The sequence below is a fragment of the Cupriavidus sp. DL-D2 genome (assembly GCF_039710735.1).
Classification (GTDB): Bacteria; Pseudomonadota; Gammaproteobacteria; order Burkholderiales; family Burkholderiaceae; genus Cupriavidus.
The window spans coordinates 163,245-178,887 of the sequence record NZ_JBDKXK010000012.1 but is presented as its reverse complement, the minus strand read 5'-3'; the positions used below and the strand labels follow the sequence as shown (position 1 = coordinate 178,887).

Genomic DNA, 15,643 nt, shown 5'->3' with positions numbered 1-15,643 from the left:
CCGGCCTCAACCCGTTTTGGATTGGAGCGCCTGCTCCAGGCGCTCCTTGAAGTCCTTGACTTCAGGCACAGGCTTTCTCCTCGAAGAGATAATCGATGACGGCTTGGCGCTCCTCGCGCGTCGCCGATTTACCCCAGCGGTCTTCCGGCACGCAGGGGAGCTTCTTGTTGAGCTCCATCAGTTCGATCTGGCCGTGCGGGACGTCCAGGCTCCAGGGCTGGAAGTTGCGGCCAACGGCCAGCGAGGAGTCCAGCTTCAGATAGGTGATCAGCCCGAAGCCGTCGATCATGGTTTCGTACAGGAGGTCCATGAACTCGAGGGCGTCGTCCCGATGCACCGAGTACACCAGTTCGTCATGCACCAGCAGGTAGAACCGCGCCCGCAGTCCCAGCGCCTTGATCTTGGCCTTCATGGCTTTCATCGTGCGCTTGGCCAGCGCCGCACACAGGCCCTGGATCTTCGCGTTCACCGACTGGTTACCGGCTCGGTTCATGATCTTCTTGATCACGAGCTCGAAGAACGCATTGACCGAGTCCAGGCCGTACGTCGCCACCTTTTGACGCATGATGTTGGCCCAGGTGTAGGTTGCTTCGAAGCGATCCCGGCGGTGGTGGTCGCGGAGCTCGACGTAGCCATGCTCGCGGGCAAACTGGATCGTGTCGAGGCGCCACTGCTCCCCGCCGGCGTAGGTCGCGCGGTACTTGTCCACGTATTCCCACATCTGCTCGCTCGACCAGCCCAGTTCCTTGGCCGTCGTGCCCAGGCCCCCGGAGTACCAGTAGCCGAAGTTCGCGGGCTTGCCGATCTTGGTCCGCAGCTCCTTCTTGTCCGGCATCGTGTCCAGCACGGCCTTGGTGATCCCGAGCAGACCGCACACCGTGGTGGAGTGCAGATCCTGGTGGGGACGCTGGCCATAGGCCAAGAAGAAGTTCTCGTCGCGGGATTCCTCCCCCACCCCAACCAGCTCCACCGCCGACCAGTCCGCAGAAACGAGTACGTGGTCATCCTCGTCGGCCTCGAAGAAGCCGCGCACATAGGCCGATTCGCCGTACTTGCCAAGCTGCTGGCCGTTCGGGTTCGAGCAGGCCGACCGGCGCGTCGCCAGCAGACTGGACATCTGCGGGTAGACCTTGCCGGTGTCCGGATCGACCAGGTGCATGTACGGCGTCACGAACAGCTTCATGCGGGTGGCCAACTCGGCCATGTCGCTGTAGCAGTCCAGCACCTCCAGCACCGCGGCGTAGCGGAGGATCTCCGACGGCAGCGCGTGGTCGTCGTTCAACAACTCGCCGAACTTCTTGGAGTTCTTGTCAGCGTCGACCACACCCGGGTGTTCCTTGTCGAAGTTGACGATCCATCGCTCACGCATCAGCGCGCGGGCATCGCCGTCCGACTGCACCTTGCCGTCCGACAGGATGAAGCCCACCCCACAAAGGTCGTAGAGCATGGTCCGCATCGGCATGTAGTGCGTGAGGTTGACGCCCTTCGATTCCGGCTTGCCAAGATCGGCCGCCCAGGCATTCGATACCGGGCCGCGGACCTGCATGCACTGCGTGAAGTCGTCGTCGCTGTCGGGGCTGTTGGCCCAGGCAGTGATCTGCGAACGGTACTTCGCGTAGTTGTTCGGGTACCACTTCGGGTCGTAGCGCGTCAGCCGGTCGTGCGGGGCGCCCGGGAACGGCAGCAGCCGGCGCACCGCGTTCTTCATGTTGCGCAGCAGCTTTGCTTCGTTCTGGCGCTCGACATCCCGGCGGGCCTGCACCTTGGCCTTGTCCATCCGAATGCCGTGACCCCAGGCCTCGGCGAAGATGTGCACGGCCGGTAGCTCCTGATCCAGGTAGGTCTGGAACACGGCCGGGTTCGTCTGCATGATGTAGGCGAGCACGCGATGGAACAGCTTCACGCACCAGATTGCATCGTCTGCACCGTACGAAACCACTTCCTCGCCGGTCAGCTGGCCCATATGAGCCTTGCCGTTCAGCGTCTGCTCGAACGTCTGCATCTCGTAGCCGAACCAGCTCTTGACCGCTTTCTTCAGGTCGTAGCCATAGGCGATGGACTTCACGTAGCCGTTGTAGCTGTGCTCCGCGTCCGATTCCTTGGCGATCACCTTCATCAGCAGGTCGTCCTGCTCGGCCGTTAGCTCCTGGCCAGCCTGGTAGCCAGCGAACACCTTGGCGATCTGCGGGATCAGCTTGCTGATACCACCCATGCCTGGCGCCGTGAAGCGGTCCATCGGATAGGTGTCGGGGGAATACGCCGACACGCACAGCTGTAGCGAGCAAATGATCTTCTCGCCCAGCGGATAGCCCAGCGCCTTGAGCATCATCACCAGCTCGAAGGCCATGTTGTGGATCACCCAGTAGGCGTCCTCCGGCTTGGCGTCGAGCAGCGTCTTCGCTTTCTCCCAGGCAACGCGGTTCTCGGCGTCGGCATGGTTCAGGTTCACGTAGTAGGCGTGCGCCGTGCCATCGATGTGCAGGGAGAAGCCGTCGACGGTCGTGCGCTCGGTATCGAAGAGCAGCTTGGTGTTGCCGCCCTTCTTGCCTTCCGCGTTCACCTTCATCAGCTTGTTGAGACCGTCGTGACGGTTCTCGTCGTCGGTTTCGATATCGAAGCCGACCATCTTGGCCGTGGCCATCTCGGCCAGGATCTGTGGTGCGATCGAGTCGAAGTTCCGTGCGTCCACGAGGATCTTCGGATACTCCGCCGGGTGCAGGATCGCAGCTCTTTCAGCAGCGGTCGTCGCGGTCATGATTTCTCCATCTCAATGGAGGCCTCGATGCCGGCAACTACGAGGGCCAGCAACCCCGATTGGCCATGCTTTTGCCGCAACGCTTCGACATCCGCGCGCGCGGCTTCGTATGCGGCCCGCTCCTCCGGCGCGGATTCAGCGATGGCTCCCTTCAGCATGAGGAGGATGACTTCGTTCTGGGTCATTTCTTCTTTCCTAGTAGGGCACCGAAGCCCGATTCAAAGCCGTGCTCGTCTTCGAGCCGGACGATCTTGATGCAGTCGACTACGCCGGTGGGGACCTCCGCACCGGCCAGCAGCGCGTGCTTCTGGCCCAGGTGATCGTGGTAGGTCACCGACAAGGTGTCGCGGTGGCCGATGTGCAGCGGCGGGATGTCTTTGATGGAGATGACTTTCACAGCAGGTACTGTTGCAGGATGGTGTTGATCTGGACGCTATCGGGCTTGCCGACCACGATGTGCTCGCGGATAAGAGCTTCGGGGACTTCGAAGAAGCCGACGATCTCCCACATGTTGCGCAGCAGCTGGCGGCGGTCCGGGCAAGACATCCACTCGCGGTGGCGCTTCTGTTTCAGACCCAGGCGCGCGGCTTCTTCTTCGAAGTCGATCTCGAGCTCGGGGTTCTTGAACCACTCAAGCCAGCGTGCCTTGTCGCAGGCGGCGAAGGCGGTAGCACCGAAGAACGGGATGCCGGTGATCTTGTCTGAGGTATCCCCAGTCAGCGCCTTCATGAGGCGCACCTCGTCGAACGGCACGTCGTATTTCGTGGGGCGCGTGGTCCGGACGGTGTCGCTGACCAGCTGCTCGTAGTCGCCGTCGTTCGATTGGATCTCGATCTCCAGCGCCTTGCCGGCGTAGCCCTTCACGATCTGCGCGATCACGTCGTCGGCCTCGAACGTCGGCACCTCCAGGCTGATGCAGCGAGTGTGCAGGAGGACCTGTTTGAACAGATCCATTGTTCGGTAGAAGTCGTCCGATGGGGCGTTACGGCCTTCCTTGTAGAGCGGGTACAGAGCGCGCCGGCGGGCCTTGGCGTTGTAGCCGTCCCAGACCCAGATGACTTGGTCTCCGACGGGCATCATCTGCATGTCAGCGACGATTCCGCGGATGCCTTGGCCAGAGCCCTGCGCCTCGAATTTGATGCGGAACTGGTTGTTTCCGTCGATCAGGTGAAGCATGTGAATCTCCATAAAAAAGGGCAGAGCCTGAGCCCTGCCCTTTCCCCTCAGCACACAGCGATTACTCGCCGCCTTGCCCGACTTCGCCAACAAGCGTCCAGGTCATGACGCCCCACTTGTTGTTGTTCTTGTTGCTCATCGGCTTGAAGCCGACGACAACTTCAACGCGCTTGCCCAGGAGGCCCGCCATCACGACCGACTTGTAGAAGGTCTCCCACTCACGCCAGTTGGTGGTCGACGTCGAGTAGCCCGCCGTCTTGCCAGCCTCGGCAAGCACAACATCGCCCTTGGCGTTCTTCACGTCTTCCGTGAGAACCATCGGCACGTCGACCGAGCGGTACTCGCCGGCCTTCGGGTCGATCTGGCGGGCCTTGGCGATGGCGTCCGTCCAGCTGCCGCCCTTGTCGCAGCCCACGCCGTCGTACGTCGACCAGTACTGCACCGGGTTGCCGGCTTTGATCGACTTCTTGACGACGAAGCCGGTGCCTTCGGTCATGTCGATGATCGCCTTGATCTCCGACACCAGGTCGCTCTTGTCGCCGACCAACAGACCGAATTCCTTCACCTTCAGCCAGATGTCGACGTTGATCGAGCCCGACATCAGGCTTTCCATCGTCATCGGCGTGGCCGGTGCGGCAGGCATACCCACCGCGCCACCTTGCTGCGCAGCGACTGCGACGTCGGTCGAGGTCGATGCGGCACCGGGGCCTGCCGCGACCTGCGCCGCTGCGGCCTCGGTGGCCTTTTGCATTGCTTCTTGAATTGCGTCCATCTTCAGTTCCTGTTTCGTGATTCGTTTCGGTTACGTGTTTGTCGATGCGCATCGATGGATGAATCTTAGGGGCGCGAAACACGTTTGTGAGCAGTTCTGGCCGCGCAGTAGTCGCTACTGCGAGAGCGCGAAAGTGGGGTACAGGTATGCGTTTCCGATCATGTGCTCCTTTTCGAGACAATAAAAAAGGGCGCCCATATGGGTGCCCTTCTGGCGGGGTGTTGCGGGACTATCTTTTGATCATGTCGGCCATCGACAGTCCGGTCTTCTTGGCTTGCGTCGACGCGCCTTTGGCCGCGCGCTTTTCAGCGGTTTGGCCTGAGAGCTGGAACACTTCCTTGGTTGGGTCAACCTTGTTGGCATCCTTCGACTTGTTCTCGATGATCTGGAAGATCCGCTGCTCGATCGAGTCCCGATACTCGAGGACATAGATCAAGAGCGGGCTGTCGCGCTGGCCACGGATACCGCGTCGATAGGCCTGGATGAACGAGTCATCCATGTAGTCGGTCGATGCGAACACCATGGTCTTCAGGTGGGCCCAGTTGAACCCGATCCCGGCGGTGGCCGGTGAGGCCACCACGCAGTCGAGCAGCCCAGCGCGGAACTGCTCGTCGATCTTTGCCCGCTTCGTGGCGGGCACATTGCCGTTGATGAGGGCAGCACGCAGCCCCATCGACGTGGCCAGCTTGACGATGCGCTCCTGCTCCGGCACCAGCGCAGCGAACACCGCGATGGGGTCTCCTGACTGCGCCGCGTCGCCGAAATGGATCTTCAACCGTTCGTCCTTCCCGGTGGTCTCGCTCAGGCAGAGCCCGAACGTCTCCGGGTGGGCCAGGATCTGGCGACAGCGGATCGCGTTGACGGCCGGTTGGTCGCCCATCAGGAACGAGTCCTCGAGCTCGAGCACCGCCGCTTCTTCGAATTCGCGGTAGGCCTCGCGCTGCTTCGGCGACATCTCCACGGTCTCAGGGATGATCACCTTGGCTTCCTTGCCGTACTCGTCCTCAAACGTGCGGCGGAAGCCGTGCCGGCGAAAGATCTCTGCCAGCTTGGCGTGGCCCTTCCAGCCATAGATGGTGTCGTACTCATCCATGATGGCGTGTTGGGCCAGGAAGTTGCCGTAGTGTCCGTAGTACCGTGGCTCGATGGCATGGATCGCGGGGAACGCGCTGGTCAGCCGGCCCCGGATGATCGTGCCGGTCATGATGACCATCGATTTCATCTTCTTGCTCGACTCGTACCAGGCTTGGGTCTGCTTCGACCCCCAGGTCGAGTAGCCGAGGTGGAACTCGTCGACGGCCATGTGCTTGATCTCGGGGTGGTGCTCGAGAATCAGCTTCCAGTCGTCAGACCAGCGCTTGAAACCCATGAGCCAGACCTTGCCGCGTGGGTCGGCGATCTGTTCGGCCCGCTGTTGCTTCGTGCCGTCGATAATGATCACCTCCTCCGGCTTGAAGTTGGACCAGTCGAGCAGTTCCTGGCGGTTCTTGACGAGCAGCGACTTGGGCTGTGGCCATACGGATTTCACACCTTGGGTGGACCAGAGGTGCCACATGTAGGCGCAGGTTGGCGCGGTCTTACCCACCCCAGGATCTGACAGATTCATCAGTTTGGGCTGCGTAAGGCCGAACGCCAGCGCCGCGACCTGTGAGTCGCGGAGTTGGAGTCCTTCTTTCATAGTGGGAAGTTACTTCTTGCGAGGCGGCGGGAGATCGCCGAGGGGGGCTTCCCTACGCATGTAGCGGCGCAGGATGGTCATGCCCAACACCTCAAACGGCAGTTCGGCGAAGTCCCGGTCGTTGTGTTCGAACAGGCCAGTCTTAATGCGTTGCGCCGGCGGCGTGATCACCAGGTCCGGATCGCCGGCGATGATCACCTTGCGCGGCAGGTACGGCGCGGCCTGGATGATCTCGTTGACGACCTTCTGGTCCTTCAGCGTCGCGCGGATCAGCACGAGCGGCTGCACGTTCGTGCGCTGCAGCTCGGCCATGATGTCGCTCGACTTGGTCATCCACAGCAGCTTCACGACCGACGTGATCGGGCTGCTCAGCTTCGACAACAGCACCAGCTTCAGGCCGAGCAGATCTTGCGGATCGTCGACGTAATAGCAGCCGGCACCCTCCTTTGGGAGGGGGAGCATGGCTTGCACCAACGGGTCGGTGCCCAGGCCCTGGAAGCGATTCCAGTGAATGGGATCCGGTACCGGCGCCGAGATCGGCAGCAGGTGGTTGCAGGGGCGGCCCTTCGATTCCTTCACCTGGAAGGGGCTTTTCATGGCCAGGCCCAGTACGTTGGTGCTTTGGCGCCCTTGGTGGAGGAAGGCGATGCCGTCCTCCGACCAATGCACGCCGTAGTGCGGCACTTCGATCATGCTGCCCTCCGGCGAATGTTGCGGAGCATGCGTCCGGCGATGGTACGAACCAGCGGGTCCTTCGCCCCATTGGCCTCGTACACGATCGCCAGGTTGGCGCCGCTGCCGCGCACCCGGTTGTAGTGCGTCGCGCTCTTGAAGAGCGCGACGAACCTCGTGTCAACGTTTCGTGTCACCTAGTACCTCCCGCATGTCGCATTTCATGTAGCCAGCAAGATCCATCAGATCCGTAATGGTACAGTCATGCAGACCTTGTTCAATCGAAGCGACCTTCGCCACCGACCAGCCGATGCGGTCCGCAGCTTCGCGCCTCGACTGCTTGGCCTCCAGCGTGCGATACGCCGTGAGGCGCTCCCCGACGCGGCGCTGTGCCGCGCCCAGCGGCTTACGTGGCTCCTTCAAATTCTTGGCCCGATCAGCGGCCTTGACCCCGGATTCAGCAACGACCTTCCGCACCATGGGCATCGACAGCCCGAACTGGCGCGCAATCTCAGGCGCACTCTGCCCTTCACGATACAGGTCGACGATTTGTTGGTTTCTCTCCGCTTTTTCGGGAGACGTTGTTGTAGGCACTTTTGTACTCTAGGCAGGTATCCCGTTCGTCTCTCGGGACAACTCAGAAATCACACCGCTGTTCCGACAGACAGAAAGGTGTGGATGGTGTTAAGTGGCGGCCGAATTCTACCGGAGGCAGTAAAGAATTGTTACGAAGTGTCACACCTCCCTTACACCTGCCGCCCCTTGTGATGTGTTAGCCCTCCTCGCGTTGGTACGGGTACACAGTCTGGTAAGCCTTGACGATGGAATTAAACGTCCGACCGACCGATTCCGCGTTGAAGACTTCGTCGGCGATCTGTTGCGTCACGTTCGCGTAGCTGTACACGGTGCCGTTGCTGAAGCGCACGAACAGGCGCTTGCCGGCCGTGTCGTATTTCAGCGCTGAGATGTTCGAAGAAACGACGGTCGACCATTGGTTGGTCAGGGTTACAGCGGTGGTCATGGAATCTCCCTTCGTAAGTGGGGTAAGTGCTGCGATAAAAGCTGCTGCGTTGCGCTCGAGGTAGTCGTCCCACTCGAGCTCTGCGTAGTCCCGGTGCCCGTCGATCAGGCGACGCAGTTGATCGCGCCCGCCCTGCTCGGCCTTCGCCTGTCGAAGGCGAAGTCGATTGAGGCAAGCCTGATTGCCGGGGGTCCATGCGACCCGGTCCTCCGGGGGTTGGTGCATAGGAAGCTCCTGCTGCTGGTGCGCGGCGTGAAACTGCCGGAAGTTGACGAAGTGCCGTCCGAGTTCCGCTTCGATTGCGCCCACACTGCGTTGATGCGATCGAGCGATAGCCTCGTACGACTCATGACGAAAGAACGCAGCCACCAATCTGTCGCGCTCGGCGCGCGTCCAGGGAGCGCCGGCTCGAGCAGGGAGGACCGCTTCGTACTTCTGGGCGAAGCTTTGGTGCCCCGGTAGAAGATGTGGGCCCCGATTCGAGCCACCGGCTGCATCGACACTGCCCACCGTGGCGACACGTACGTCGCGTGATAGAAGGTCGCGCCCCGTGTCACGGTATCGGCGGCTTGGGTAAGAGCCTTGCGGGAGACTGTGAGTGCGAGCTCCCAGGCCTGGCTGTCCTTGGGTCGCGGGTCGCGTATCGTGTGTGTCCATGAGAATTGCTTCCTCTGGTAGACGACCTTGCAGACGTTGCTCTGGTCCCACTGCGCTCGGTTGAGCGTGACCATCGCAACGGCTTGCTGGCCGCGGAGAGGTTCTCCGCGGGCTTCGTGGTAGACGTTGAGAGCCAGGCACGTCAGTGCACTGGCCAGGATCATTCGGAGAGCAGCTCCTGGACCGCATCCACCAACTTCAGGCGGCTCGTTAAGTCTTCCATTGGCATGTGCGGGCCGTGGTGCAGCAGCACGTTGTCCATCGCTGCAGCAAGTTGCTCGGAGAGCTCGACGAGCTTGACGATGCGCTCGGCTTGGTCGCCCAGCTCGATCAACGCGTCCAACTGGTCGCCGTCCAGGGCGGCCATGTTGTCGCGGTAGTTGTCGATGACCTTCTGTGCTTGTGCTTTCATCAGTCGAGCCCCGTTTCAGGTGGTGCCACCCGGAAGATCCTGGCGATCTCCTGAAAAGCAGCCGCCATTGCGAGGCGCTTCTCCGGCGACTTCGGAAGCCAGAAGGTGACCGCGCTTCGGTCGTCGTCCATCGGCGGGTGGTGCAGGCGCTCGCTGCTGTGCAGAATCAGCTGCGCCGCGTGGTAGGTCACGCCTGTGTTGCTTTCCTTGGAGACGTGGATGACCTCGGACGTCAGCTCCTGGCTGTAGACGTTGATCCTCATGCCTGCAGCTCCTCGAGCTTCACGTCCTTCAGCCACTGCGGGCCCAGGTGGTTGCGGACCTGGCGCAGCAGGTGGCCGTCCTGGAGGGAGGCGTCCCGGCCGTTGAGCCAGAGGCTGTTCAGCGTGTCCTTCCAGCCCTGACCGCCGTTCTCGGCGAACTGGCGCAGGCGGCGCTCTTGCTCGGGCGTCGGAAGGATGTCCAACTCGAGCTCGTTCGCGGCGATCACGAGCTGGTCATCGTTCATGTTCTTGAAGCCGATGTGGCCAACATGGAGCAGTTCCTCCAGGGCGCCATGTTCCTGGCTCTTGACCTCGACCTCGATCTCGAGGAGGCGGCTGATGGTGGTGCGACGTTGAAGCGGTGTCATGTTGCGTTTCTCATGGGCGAAGTTGGCCACCCGACTGCCGAGTGGCAATCAGTTCAGGCTTGAACCAGCTGGATAAACGGGGACCGGCTCGTGCGGAGCGGGCCTTTGGGGCGGAGCACCACAACGTGGCCTCCGCGCGGGTCGAGGTACCGCAGGTCATGCTCGTCGCCGTCGACCGTCGGGGCGTCCATGAACTGCAGCGGGAACTCAGAATAGCGAATAACGGCGGAGACGTTTTGCCCTTTTTTGAGGGTAGTAGCGGCTACTCGGTGGTTGTCTTCCTTCAAGGAAAACGTTAGGTCGTAGTTCTTCGGCAACGGCTTATCGAACCGCTTGGCGATCGCCGTGTAGTCGTAGAACTGCACCTCCGGGAAGCGCTTGAAGACCTCAGGGAACTTCACTTCCCAGGCGATATCGCTGTAGACGTTCAGCCGGACGGCCAGGTCCAGGCCCTTACGCGCCGCGCGCCGCTGGTAGAAAGCGATGTCTTCGACCAAGGTCTGTTTGAAATCCTCGGGTTGCTCCTTCCACCAGATGGTCCGGAGGATGCGCGCTACCCAGGTCGGGTTCACGCCCTCGGCGCCATGGAAGTGCTCGGCGCCGCGGCCGGCCCCGAAGAGGCAGAAGGCCTTGCACTCGCGGGATGCCTTGGGGCAGACGTTCATCACCCCGCTCGAGTCGGCCGGCGCCAGCGACAGGCCGGCGGTCAAGACCCCTCTGGTCATGCCCTTGAGGAGCTTCATGTTGCCGGTGCCCAGGATGTGCTTGGGCCGCCAGCCGCTGTCGTATTTCGAACGGGCGAGCGAACGCGCCAGCTCGAGCTTCTGCTGGTTCATCATGTGTTCCTGACGGAAAAGAAAAAGGCCCGCGAGTGCGGGCCTTAGGGGCAAACAAAAAAGCCCGCTTGCGCGGGCTTTGGACTAGAAGGCGGTGGGCTGGAGATCTACTCCAACACCTGGGTTGACGGATATTCGGTATCGGCGGGCCTGGCCAGGTTGCAGGGCCACTGCGCGCTCGACGATCGGTTGTGAGAGAAGCACCTCGTCAAGCTTGGCTCCGACGATTACCTCCCCGGCGGGTAGGTAGAACCGAACGGTCTCCCCTGCTCCAACATCAGCGGCGGGCTGATTGCCGATGGAGAGCTTCACGTCGCTGCGCGCACCAGCCATACCGGTGTCTCGCGTGACGATCAGCGTCGCGTACTCCCCCGCCGGCCGTTGCTGGAAGGCGAACAGGCGCTCGGCCGGCACGGCCTTGGCCTGCTCGGCAGGGATCGGCGTGGTGGCGCAGCCGGCAAGCGCAACCACCAGAACGAGGGGTACAAGGATCTTCATGGGCTAGACCTATTCGTTTTGACGACGAAAGTCTAGCACCAGATCTCACACGTCCGTGATGTATGCGATACCGATGCGGTTGCCGTTGACGTCTCGCAACGGATGGATCTCCGGGCTCGGCTGCAACTCAGGTTTGGCCTCGAGCTCGTCGGCCAGTTTGCGCAAGATGCGCGCGGCCTCCGCCGGTCCGCCAGGGCCTTCAAAGGCGGAGTTGCCGAGGGCCATCTCAGCGATCAGTTTCATCAAACACTCCAATTTCGGTTGGGTCTTGGGCGGATTGCCCGAAGCGCAGCCCAGGTTTCAGGTTTGCATTGCAGGCCTCGATGAGCTGGCGCTCGATCGCATGCCAGTGCTCACCCCAGAACGGGTGATCGGCATCCTTCAGCGCCCGGGTGAGGACCTGGCCGTGCTCGCTCTTGATGGCGCGAGCCACCTCGGGGGCCAGGGTCAGCGCGAACGTCCGATACCCGAGGTAAAGGTCACGTTCCCTGCAGGTGGGAACAAACCGCCTGGTTCCTGCTGCTTGTGCGCTTGACATGGTTCGTCGGGGCCGCGAGGTAGCGATCTCCTAGCCGGGTTTTCACCTCGGCAAGGCGGGCCTCGACCGAGGCTTCGGCATAGACGTTTTCCGGGACAGCCACTCTTCGTGGCTGTTGGCCTCTGGCTGGCGGCCGGAAGGAAGGCGGGAACACGACCACGGGGTCATGCTGATGATCACGCCGAGCGATGCCAAGGAGGCGAAGGATTTTTTCCATGCTTCGAGAGTCCGTTCGTTGTCGAAGTAGTGGGTGAAGAGTTGCCCGGAGGCGTACTGGATCAGGAGCTTGGTGTACACAGCCACCCCTTCCCGACCTTGACCAGCGCCGTCCTGATGACCTCCTCGGGGAAGTCGACCATGTACGAGTGCTTGCGCACCTCCTCCAGCGTTTGCGGCTGCTCATGCGCCAGCATGTCCTCGAGCAGCTCGACACATTCATCGAGCTGGCCTTGGCCGGCTGGTGGTTTCAGCATCTCGGGCGGCGGCGAGCGGTCAACGATCCGCCAGTGGCGCGGGTTGCAGCACAACGTGTCGCCACACTCGTTGCGAATCTGGTAGGAGACCATCTGCAGTGTTTGGTTGGCCAGGGCCTCGAACACCAGCTTGTGGACGTAGGTGCGCTTGCCCTCGAACTTCGTCACCCCATAAGGCTTGATCTTCGTGGGCATCTTGTACGGTCGCATCTCATAGTCGCGCTGCATCCGCAGCTGCACCCCCGACTTGGTCTGCTGGCCGGTCCAGCGCCAGCAGAGATCCTCCTTGCCGAAGTTCTCGATGCGGTCAGTGACTCGCTGTGGTAGCTCGAGCGCCATAGACCTTCTCCAGTTCGGTGTGCAGGGACTCCTTGCTTCCCCACAGCGTGACGATATTCGGCGCCGAGTACTCCCCTTCGACGTTCGGAGCGGCGAAGCGCACGTGCTGGCCGCCATTCAGTTTGCACTCCGGCAGCAGCTTGAACCGCACCTTGGCCCGGGGGTCCGATTTCCGGTAGCTGCCCAGCGTGTCCTTTGGCAGGCTCACGTCAACGCGCGCCAGCCTGTCGCCGAGCATCACGTAAGCCTTCAGCTCGTGGCGGTACGAGTCCATGCTGGTGTGGACCCCGTAGCAGTCGCCAGCCTTGCACGGTCGAACGGAAGTGAATGGCGGCGCCCGATGCACGTAGCAGCGGACCAGCTCGAACTTCTCGAGGATTTCCACGGCCTCCCAGATGGTCTTGGCCGCGTAGTGCAGCCCCACCTCGGAGTCGAAGAGCTTGTGGACCATCACCGAGCTGGGTTGGGTTAGGCCGACCGGCAGATGCGGCATCACAGCGTTCAACACGTCGCGGTCGCGCTGCAGCTTGGCGATCTTGCTCTCGATTGCGAGGACGGGGTTAGCCATAGACGATCTCCCCGAACAGGCCGGCCTGGATGATGACGTCGGCGTCCATCGCGTCGATGTAGCCGGTGTCGTTGGCCCCAAGAGCCTGCAGGATGTCGCTGGGAATCTGGGGGTTCACGCTGAAGCCGGCGGACATCACCTTCTCGATGCCTGCGGCAACCGTGTCGGTGGTGACGAGCTTCTTCTCGAACTCGTCCGGTCCCTCGGAGGGCTCCAGTTCAACTTGAACCACGTTGTGGCCGCTGTCGCGCTCGGCCGGCCCAGTGGCCTGAGCCCAGTAGCTGATGCCACCCTCGACGGCGGTAGTGAGCACCTCCTTGAGGAACTGCACGGATACGGCGTGGGAAATGGTGATGGTCTTCATGATCGTCGTGTTAGAAGGCAACGCGCAGCCAGAAGGCCAATACGCCGTCCTTCGCTTTGCCGGAGTTCACTGGGGGCAGGAACGTCATTTCGACGCCTACGTTCTTGTACGAGACGCCCAATGAGGGCATCACCATCGCGCCATGCCAGCCGCTACCGTTGAGGTAACCGAGGCGCAAGCCGGCATCGAGCGTGAAGCCGGCGCCAATCGGCAACTGGTACCGCGTACCGGCATATGCTGCGTAGGCCTGCTTGTAATAGCTGTCGCGGTACGTGAGGGCGCCTACGAACCACCAGCTCTTACCAGCTTCCAAACCGAGGCCAGGGTTGACCTCGTTGTAGCCCTTGGCATGGCCGAAGTGGCTGTTGACGTGGTGGCTGGCGCCGAACAGCAACGCGGAGACATTGATGTCGTCTTCCGCATGCGCACTGCCGGCCGCCAGGGCCGCGGCTACTGCGATGATGAGCTTCTTCATTGGGGTACCCTTTTCTTCAGTTCGGCTTCCAGCTCGCAAAGCGCAGCGCTCTCGGGCGGGCTCTTCAGCCACTCGTCCATCTCGCGGATCCATTCATCTTCCGCGGCATCGATAGCGAACTCTCCCTGCAGACCGAAAGGCGGCGACGGCATCGGGCCCCGCGTGCCCTTCGGCACGAGACCCCGGCGGCGGAGCATGTTGATGGTGTTGCGGATGTGGTCGGTTTCCATGTCCGCGATTCGCAGGACCCTGCGATCACGGGTGACCCACGTTCCGGTGCGACGAAGCTGTCGTCTCATGGGGCCTCGCAAATGAAAAAGCCCCCGGATCTTACGATCGGGGGGCATAAAAAAACCGCCCAGAGGGCGGTTGGTATCAGCTACTTGGTTTCGTCTTCCCGGAGCGGGCCGAACTGTCGTTCGACGAAGTTCTCGAGCGTATGCCGTGGGGGTGCTGCGGTACCCAACGCGGCAAACAACGCTATGAACCAGAAGACGACGGTCCAGCCCAGGAAGACGTTCATTGCAAGGATCACGTTGGCACTAGGATGCGCGCGCAAGTTGGCAATGAAGGTCGGCAGGAAGTAAATCAGGGAAAGGAGCAGGCCTATAACAGCACTACCCATTGGCACAGTCCTTTAGAAACTCACGGAACCGGTGGAGGAGCAGTTCCTGGTCACTAAGATCCATACCATCTTCGTCATAACAGCTGGCTCCGCGCGGCCCAAACAAGGACTCGGCTTGGCCAAGTGTTATGCCAAAGAGCTTCATTATGGCGGGGTACCCACGAAGGGTGACCAACAGGCCTAAAACAGTGCCTGTGAACTCGGGTGATGCTTCCTCCTCTTCCTCGTGAAAGCGAACTCCGATCGACTGGAATGTCGGTATCGAGCAGAGCCACTGGGTACTGTGCCAGTCATCAAGCGTGACTGTGCTAGGCGCTAGCTCCGTTAGCGTCTCCTCCGCGAGTTTTACTCGTTCTCGTTCTAAGGTTGCATGGATCAATTTAACCTCCACGAATCTAGTGACCTTTGTGTTGGCAGCAAAATCCCTACGCCGCAGCGCGAGGGGCGCCAATGTATACCACAACTAATCGTAAAAACATTGGACACACCCCAATAATAGTGATAATGCCCCAGACCCTAGCAGGCTAAATACAACGGATCGTCGGCCCTAAATCACTTCATCCCCAAAATAGCTCGGATGCGTGCGACAAACTGGCGGTGATACTCGCTGCTACGCCGGTCAACGGCGTTGTGATGTGCATGCAACTCGACGAGCAATTTATGCAACTCCTCGAGCTCCTTCGCGTCCGCGATCAGCCGCTCCCCGGCTGCTCGCGTCTGCCCTATTGCGGTGAATTGCTGGCTCAGGCTCAATATGACTCCCCCAACATATAGCGCAGCACAACCCTGAGTTGGTCGACGGTCGTGGCCTTGTCCACGGCCTCGAGCAGGATGCGACGCTTGGCCTCCTCTCGGTGGCCGGGGGTGTTCTGCCGCATCTCCCGCAGCTGCTCCTCGACCCTGTCGATCGCCACGAAGACGTCGTGAGCCTCGAAGTTATCCGGCAGCAGGTAGCTCATGTCTCCAGGTCGCCCATCGACAACCCCTCCGCGTTCATGTGCTCGGCGAGTACGGCGGCCAGGTCGCCGGTCGACTCACTGTCGGAGCACTGGAAGCCCTGCTCTATGAGGATCTCCTCGAGCTGGGCGTGATCGAATTTTAGGCAAAGCTGGGCGGCGGTGACTTTCATTGTGTCGTCCTAGGTTGTTTGCCC

Annotated in this window: 26 protein-coding genes; all 26 read right to left on the bottom strand. The window is 61.4% G+C overall.

The annotated features are described in order from the left end of the window. Positions 1 to 61 precede the first annotated feature (61 nt). A complete protein-coding gene (locus ABDB81_RS10020; RefSeq protein WP_346810907.1) occupies positions 62 to 2,755 on the bottom strand; it encodes a DNA polymerase in 2,694 nt (897 codons plus the stop codon). Beyond that, the gene (locus tag ABDB81_RS10015) at positions 2,752 to 2,940 is read right to left on the bottom strand and encodes a hypothetical protein (RefSeq protein ID WP_346810906.1); all 189 of its coding nucleotides are present in this window, start codon (positions 2,938 to 2,940) and stop codon (positions 2,752 to 2,754) included. Before ABDB81_RS10015 ends, ABDB81_RS10020 begins: the two co-directional genes overlap by 4 nt. Next, positions 2,937 to 3,152, bottom strand: coding sequence for a hypothetical protein (locus ABDB81_RS10010; protein WP_346810905.1), 216 nt, complete (start codon positions 3,150 to 3,152; stop codon positions 2,937 to 2,939). Before ABDB81_RS10010 ends, ABDB81_RS10015 begins: the two co-directional genes overlap by 4 nt. After that, complete coding sequence (locus ABDB81_RS10005; RefSeq protein WP_346810904.1) at positions 3,149 to 3,931, bottom strand: hypothetical protein; 783 nt, start codon at positions 3,929 to 3,931, stop codon at positions 3,149 to 3,151. Before ABDB81_RS10005 ends, ABDB81_RS10010 begins: the two co-directional genes overlap by 4 nt. A gap of 61 nt (positions 3,932 to 3,992) precedes the next feature. Next, complete coding sequence (locus ABDB81_RS10000; protein ID WP_346810903.1) at positions 3,993 to 4,703, bottom strand: hypothetical protein; 711 nt, start codon at positions 4,701 to 4,703, stop codon at positions 3,993 to 3,995. A gap of 229 nt (positions 4,704 to 4,932) precedes the next feature. Then, a complete protein-coding gene (locus ABDB81_RS09995) occupies positions 4,933 to 6,381 on the bottom strand; it encodes a DEAD/DEAH box helicase (protein ID WP_346810901.1) in 1,449 nt (482 codons plus the stop codon). Between the two features lie 9 nt (positions 6,382 to 6,390). Then, entirely contained in the window at positions 6,391 to 7,074 is a 684-nt protein-coding gene (locus tag ABDB81_RS09990; RefSeq protein ID WP_346810899.1) for a hypothetical protein, read from the bottom strand. Continuing rightward, positions 7,071 to 7,250: a hypothetical protein gene (locus ABDB81_RS09985; RefSeq protein WP_346810897.1), complete on the bottom strand. Its 180-nt coding sequence runs from the start codon at positions 7,248 to 7,250 to the stop codon at positions 7,071 to 7,073. The genes ABDB81_RS09990 and ABDB81_RS09985 overlap by 4 nt, the downstream gene beginning before the upstream one ends. After that, complete coding sequence (locus ABDB81_RS09980) at positions 7,234 to 7,647, bottom strand: helix-turn-helix domain-containing protein (protein ID WP_346810896.1); 414 nt, start codon at positions 7,645 to 7,647, stop codon at positions 7,234 to 7,236. Before ABDB81_RS09980 ends, ABDB81_RS09985 begins: the two co-directional genes overlap by 17 nt. Before the next feature lie 178 nt (positions 7,648 to 7,825). Beyond that, the gene (locus ABDB81_RS09975) at positions 7,826 to 8,383 is read right to left on the bottom strand and encodes a KTSC domain-containing protein (RefSeq protein WP_346810894.1); all 558 of its coding nucleotides are present in this window, start codon (positions 8,381 to 8,383) and stop codon (positions 7,826 to 7,828) included. Positions 8,384 to 8,891: 508 nt separating this feature from the next. Continuing rightward, positions 8,892 to 9,143 (bottom strand): hypothetical protein, encoded by a 252-nt coding sequence (locus tag ABDB81_RS09970; protein WP_346810892.1) that lies wholly within the window; start codon positions 9,141 to 9,143, stop codon positions 8,892 to 8,894. Continuing rightward, positions 9,143 to 9,406, bottom strand: coding sequence for a hypothetical protein (locus ABDB81_RS09965; protein ID WP_346810890.1), 264 nt, complete (start codon positions 9,404 to 9,406; stop codon positions 9,143 to 9,145). The genes ABDB81_RS09970 and ABDB81_RS09965 overlap by 1 nt, the downstream gene beginning before the upstream one ends. Beyond that, on the bottom strand, positions 9,403 to 9,774 hold the full coding sequence (locus tag ABDB81_RS09960; RefSeq protein ID WP_346810888.1) for a hypothetical protein: 372 nt from the start codon (positions 9,772 to 9,774) through the stop codon (positions 9,403 to 9,405). Before ABDB81_RS09960 ends, ABDB81_RS09965 begins: the two co-directional genes overlap by 4 nt. 53 nt (positions 9,775 to 9,827) lie before the next feature. Beyond that, positions 9,828 to 10,613, bottom strand: coding sequence for a hypothetical protein (locus ABDB81_RS09955; RefSeq protein WP_346810886.1), 786 nt, complete (start codon positions 10,611 to 10,613; stop codon positions 9,828 to 9,830). Between the two features lie 81 nt (positions 10,614 to 10,694). Continuing rightward, the gene (locus ABDB81_RS09950; protein ID WP_346810884.1) at positions 10,695 to 11,108 is read right to left on the bottom strand and encodes a hypothetical protein; all 414 of its coding nucleotides are present in this window, start codon (positions 11,106 to 11,108) and stop codon (positions 10,695 to 10,697) included. Between the two features lie 45 nt (positions 11,109 to 11,153). Beyond that, positions 11,154 to 11,351 (bottom strand): hypothetical protein, encoded by a 198-nt coding sequence (locus tag ABDB81_RS09945; RefSeq protein WP_346810882.1) that lies wholly within the window; start codon positions 11,349 to 11,351, stop codon positions 11,154 to 11,156. Then, positions 11,335 to 11,646, bottom strand: a complete 312-nt coding sequence (locus ABDB81_RS09940) for a hypothetical protein (protein ID WP_346810880.1) — start codon at positions 11,644 to 11,646, stop codon at positions 11,335 to 11,337. Before ABDB81_RS09940 ends, ABDB81_RS09945 begins: the two co-directional genes overlap by 17 nt. A 278-nt stretch (positions 11,647 to 11,924) precedes the next feature. Then, the gene (locus tag ABDB81_RS09935) at positions 11,925 to 12,458 is read right to left on the bottom strand and encodes a hypothetical protein (protein ID WP_346810878.1); all 534 of its coding nucleotides are present in this window, start codon (positions 12,456 to 12,458) and stop codon (positions 11,925 to 11,927) included. Continuing rightward, the gene (locus ABDB81_RS09930) at positions 12,427 to 13,026 is read right to left on the bottom strand and encodes a hypothetical protein (RefSeq protein ID WP_346810876.1); all 600 of its coding nucleotides are present in this window, start codon (positions 13,024 to 13,026) and stop codon (positions 12,427 to 12,429) included. The genes ABDB81_RS09935 and ABDB81_RS09930 overlap by 32 nt, the downstream gene beginning before the upstream one ends. After that, positions 13,019 to 13,390, bottom strand: coding sequence for a hypothetical protein (locus tag ABDB81_RS09925; protein WP_346810874.1), 372 nt, complete (start codon positions 13,388 to 13,390; stop codon positions 13,019 to 13,021). Before ABDB81_RS09925 ends, ABDB81_RS09930 begins: the two co-directional genes overlap by 8 nt. 10 nt (positions 13,391 to 13,400) lie before the next feature. Continuing rightward, positions 13,401 to 13,865, bottom strand: coding sequence for a hypothetical protein (locus ABDB81_RS09920; protein ID WP_346810872.1), 465 nt, complete (start codon positions 13,863 to 13,865; stop codon positions 13,401 to 13,403). Further along, complete coding sequence (locus ABDB81_RS09915) at positions 13,862 to 14,095, bottom strand: hypothetical protein (protein ID WP_346810870.1); 234 nt, start codon at positions 14,093 to 14,095, stop codon at positions 13,862 to 13,864. The genes ABDB81_RS09920 and ABDB81_RS09915 overlap by 4 nt, the downstream gene beginning before the upstream one ends. Before the next feature lie 149 nt (positions 14,096 to 14,244). Further along, complete coding sequence (locus tag ABDB81_RS09910) at positions 14,245 to 14,490, bottom strand: superinfection immunity protein (protein WP_346810868.1); 246 nt, start codon at positions 14,488 to 14,490, stop codon at positions 14,245 to 14,247. A gap of 552 nt (positions 14,491 to 15,042) precedes the next feature. Continuing rightward, positions 15,043 to 15,243 (bottom strand): hypothetical protein, encoded by a 201-nt coding sequence (locus ABDB81_RS09905; RefSeq protein WP_346810866.1) that lies wholly within the window; start codon positions 15,241 to 15,243, stop codon positions 15,043 to 15,045. Further along, positions 15,240 to 15,449 (bottom strand): hypothetical protein, encoded by a 210-nt coding sequence (locus ABDB81_RS09900; RefSeq protein ID WP_346810865.1) that lies wholly within the window; start codon positions 15,447 to 15,449, stop codon positions 15,240 to 15,242. Before ABDB81_RS09900 ends, ABDB81_RS09905 begins: the two co-directional genes overlap by 4 nt. Further along, positions 15,446 to 15,619, bottom strand: a complete 174-nt coding sequence (locus ABDB81_RS09895) for a hypothetical protein (RefSeq protein ID WP_346810863.1) — start codon at positions 15,617 to 15,619, stop codon at positions 15,446 to 15,448. Before ABDB81_RS09895 ends, ABDB81_RS09900 begins: the two co-directional genes overlap by 4 nt. Positions 15,620 to 15,643: the final 24 nt, after the last annotated feature.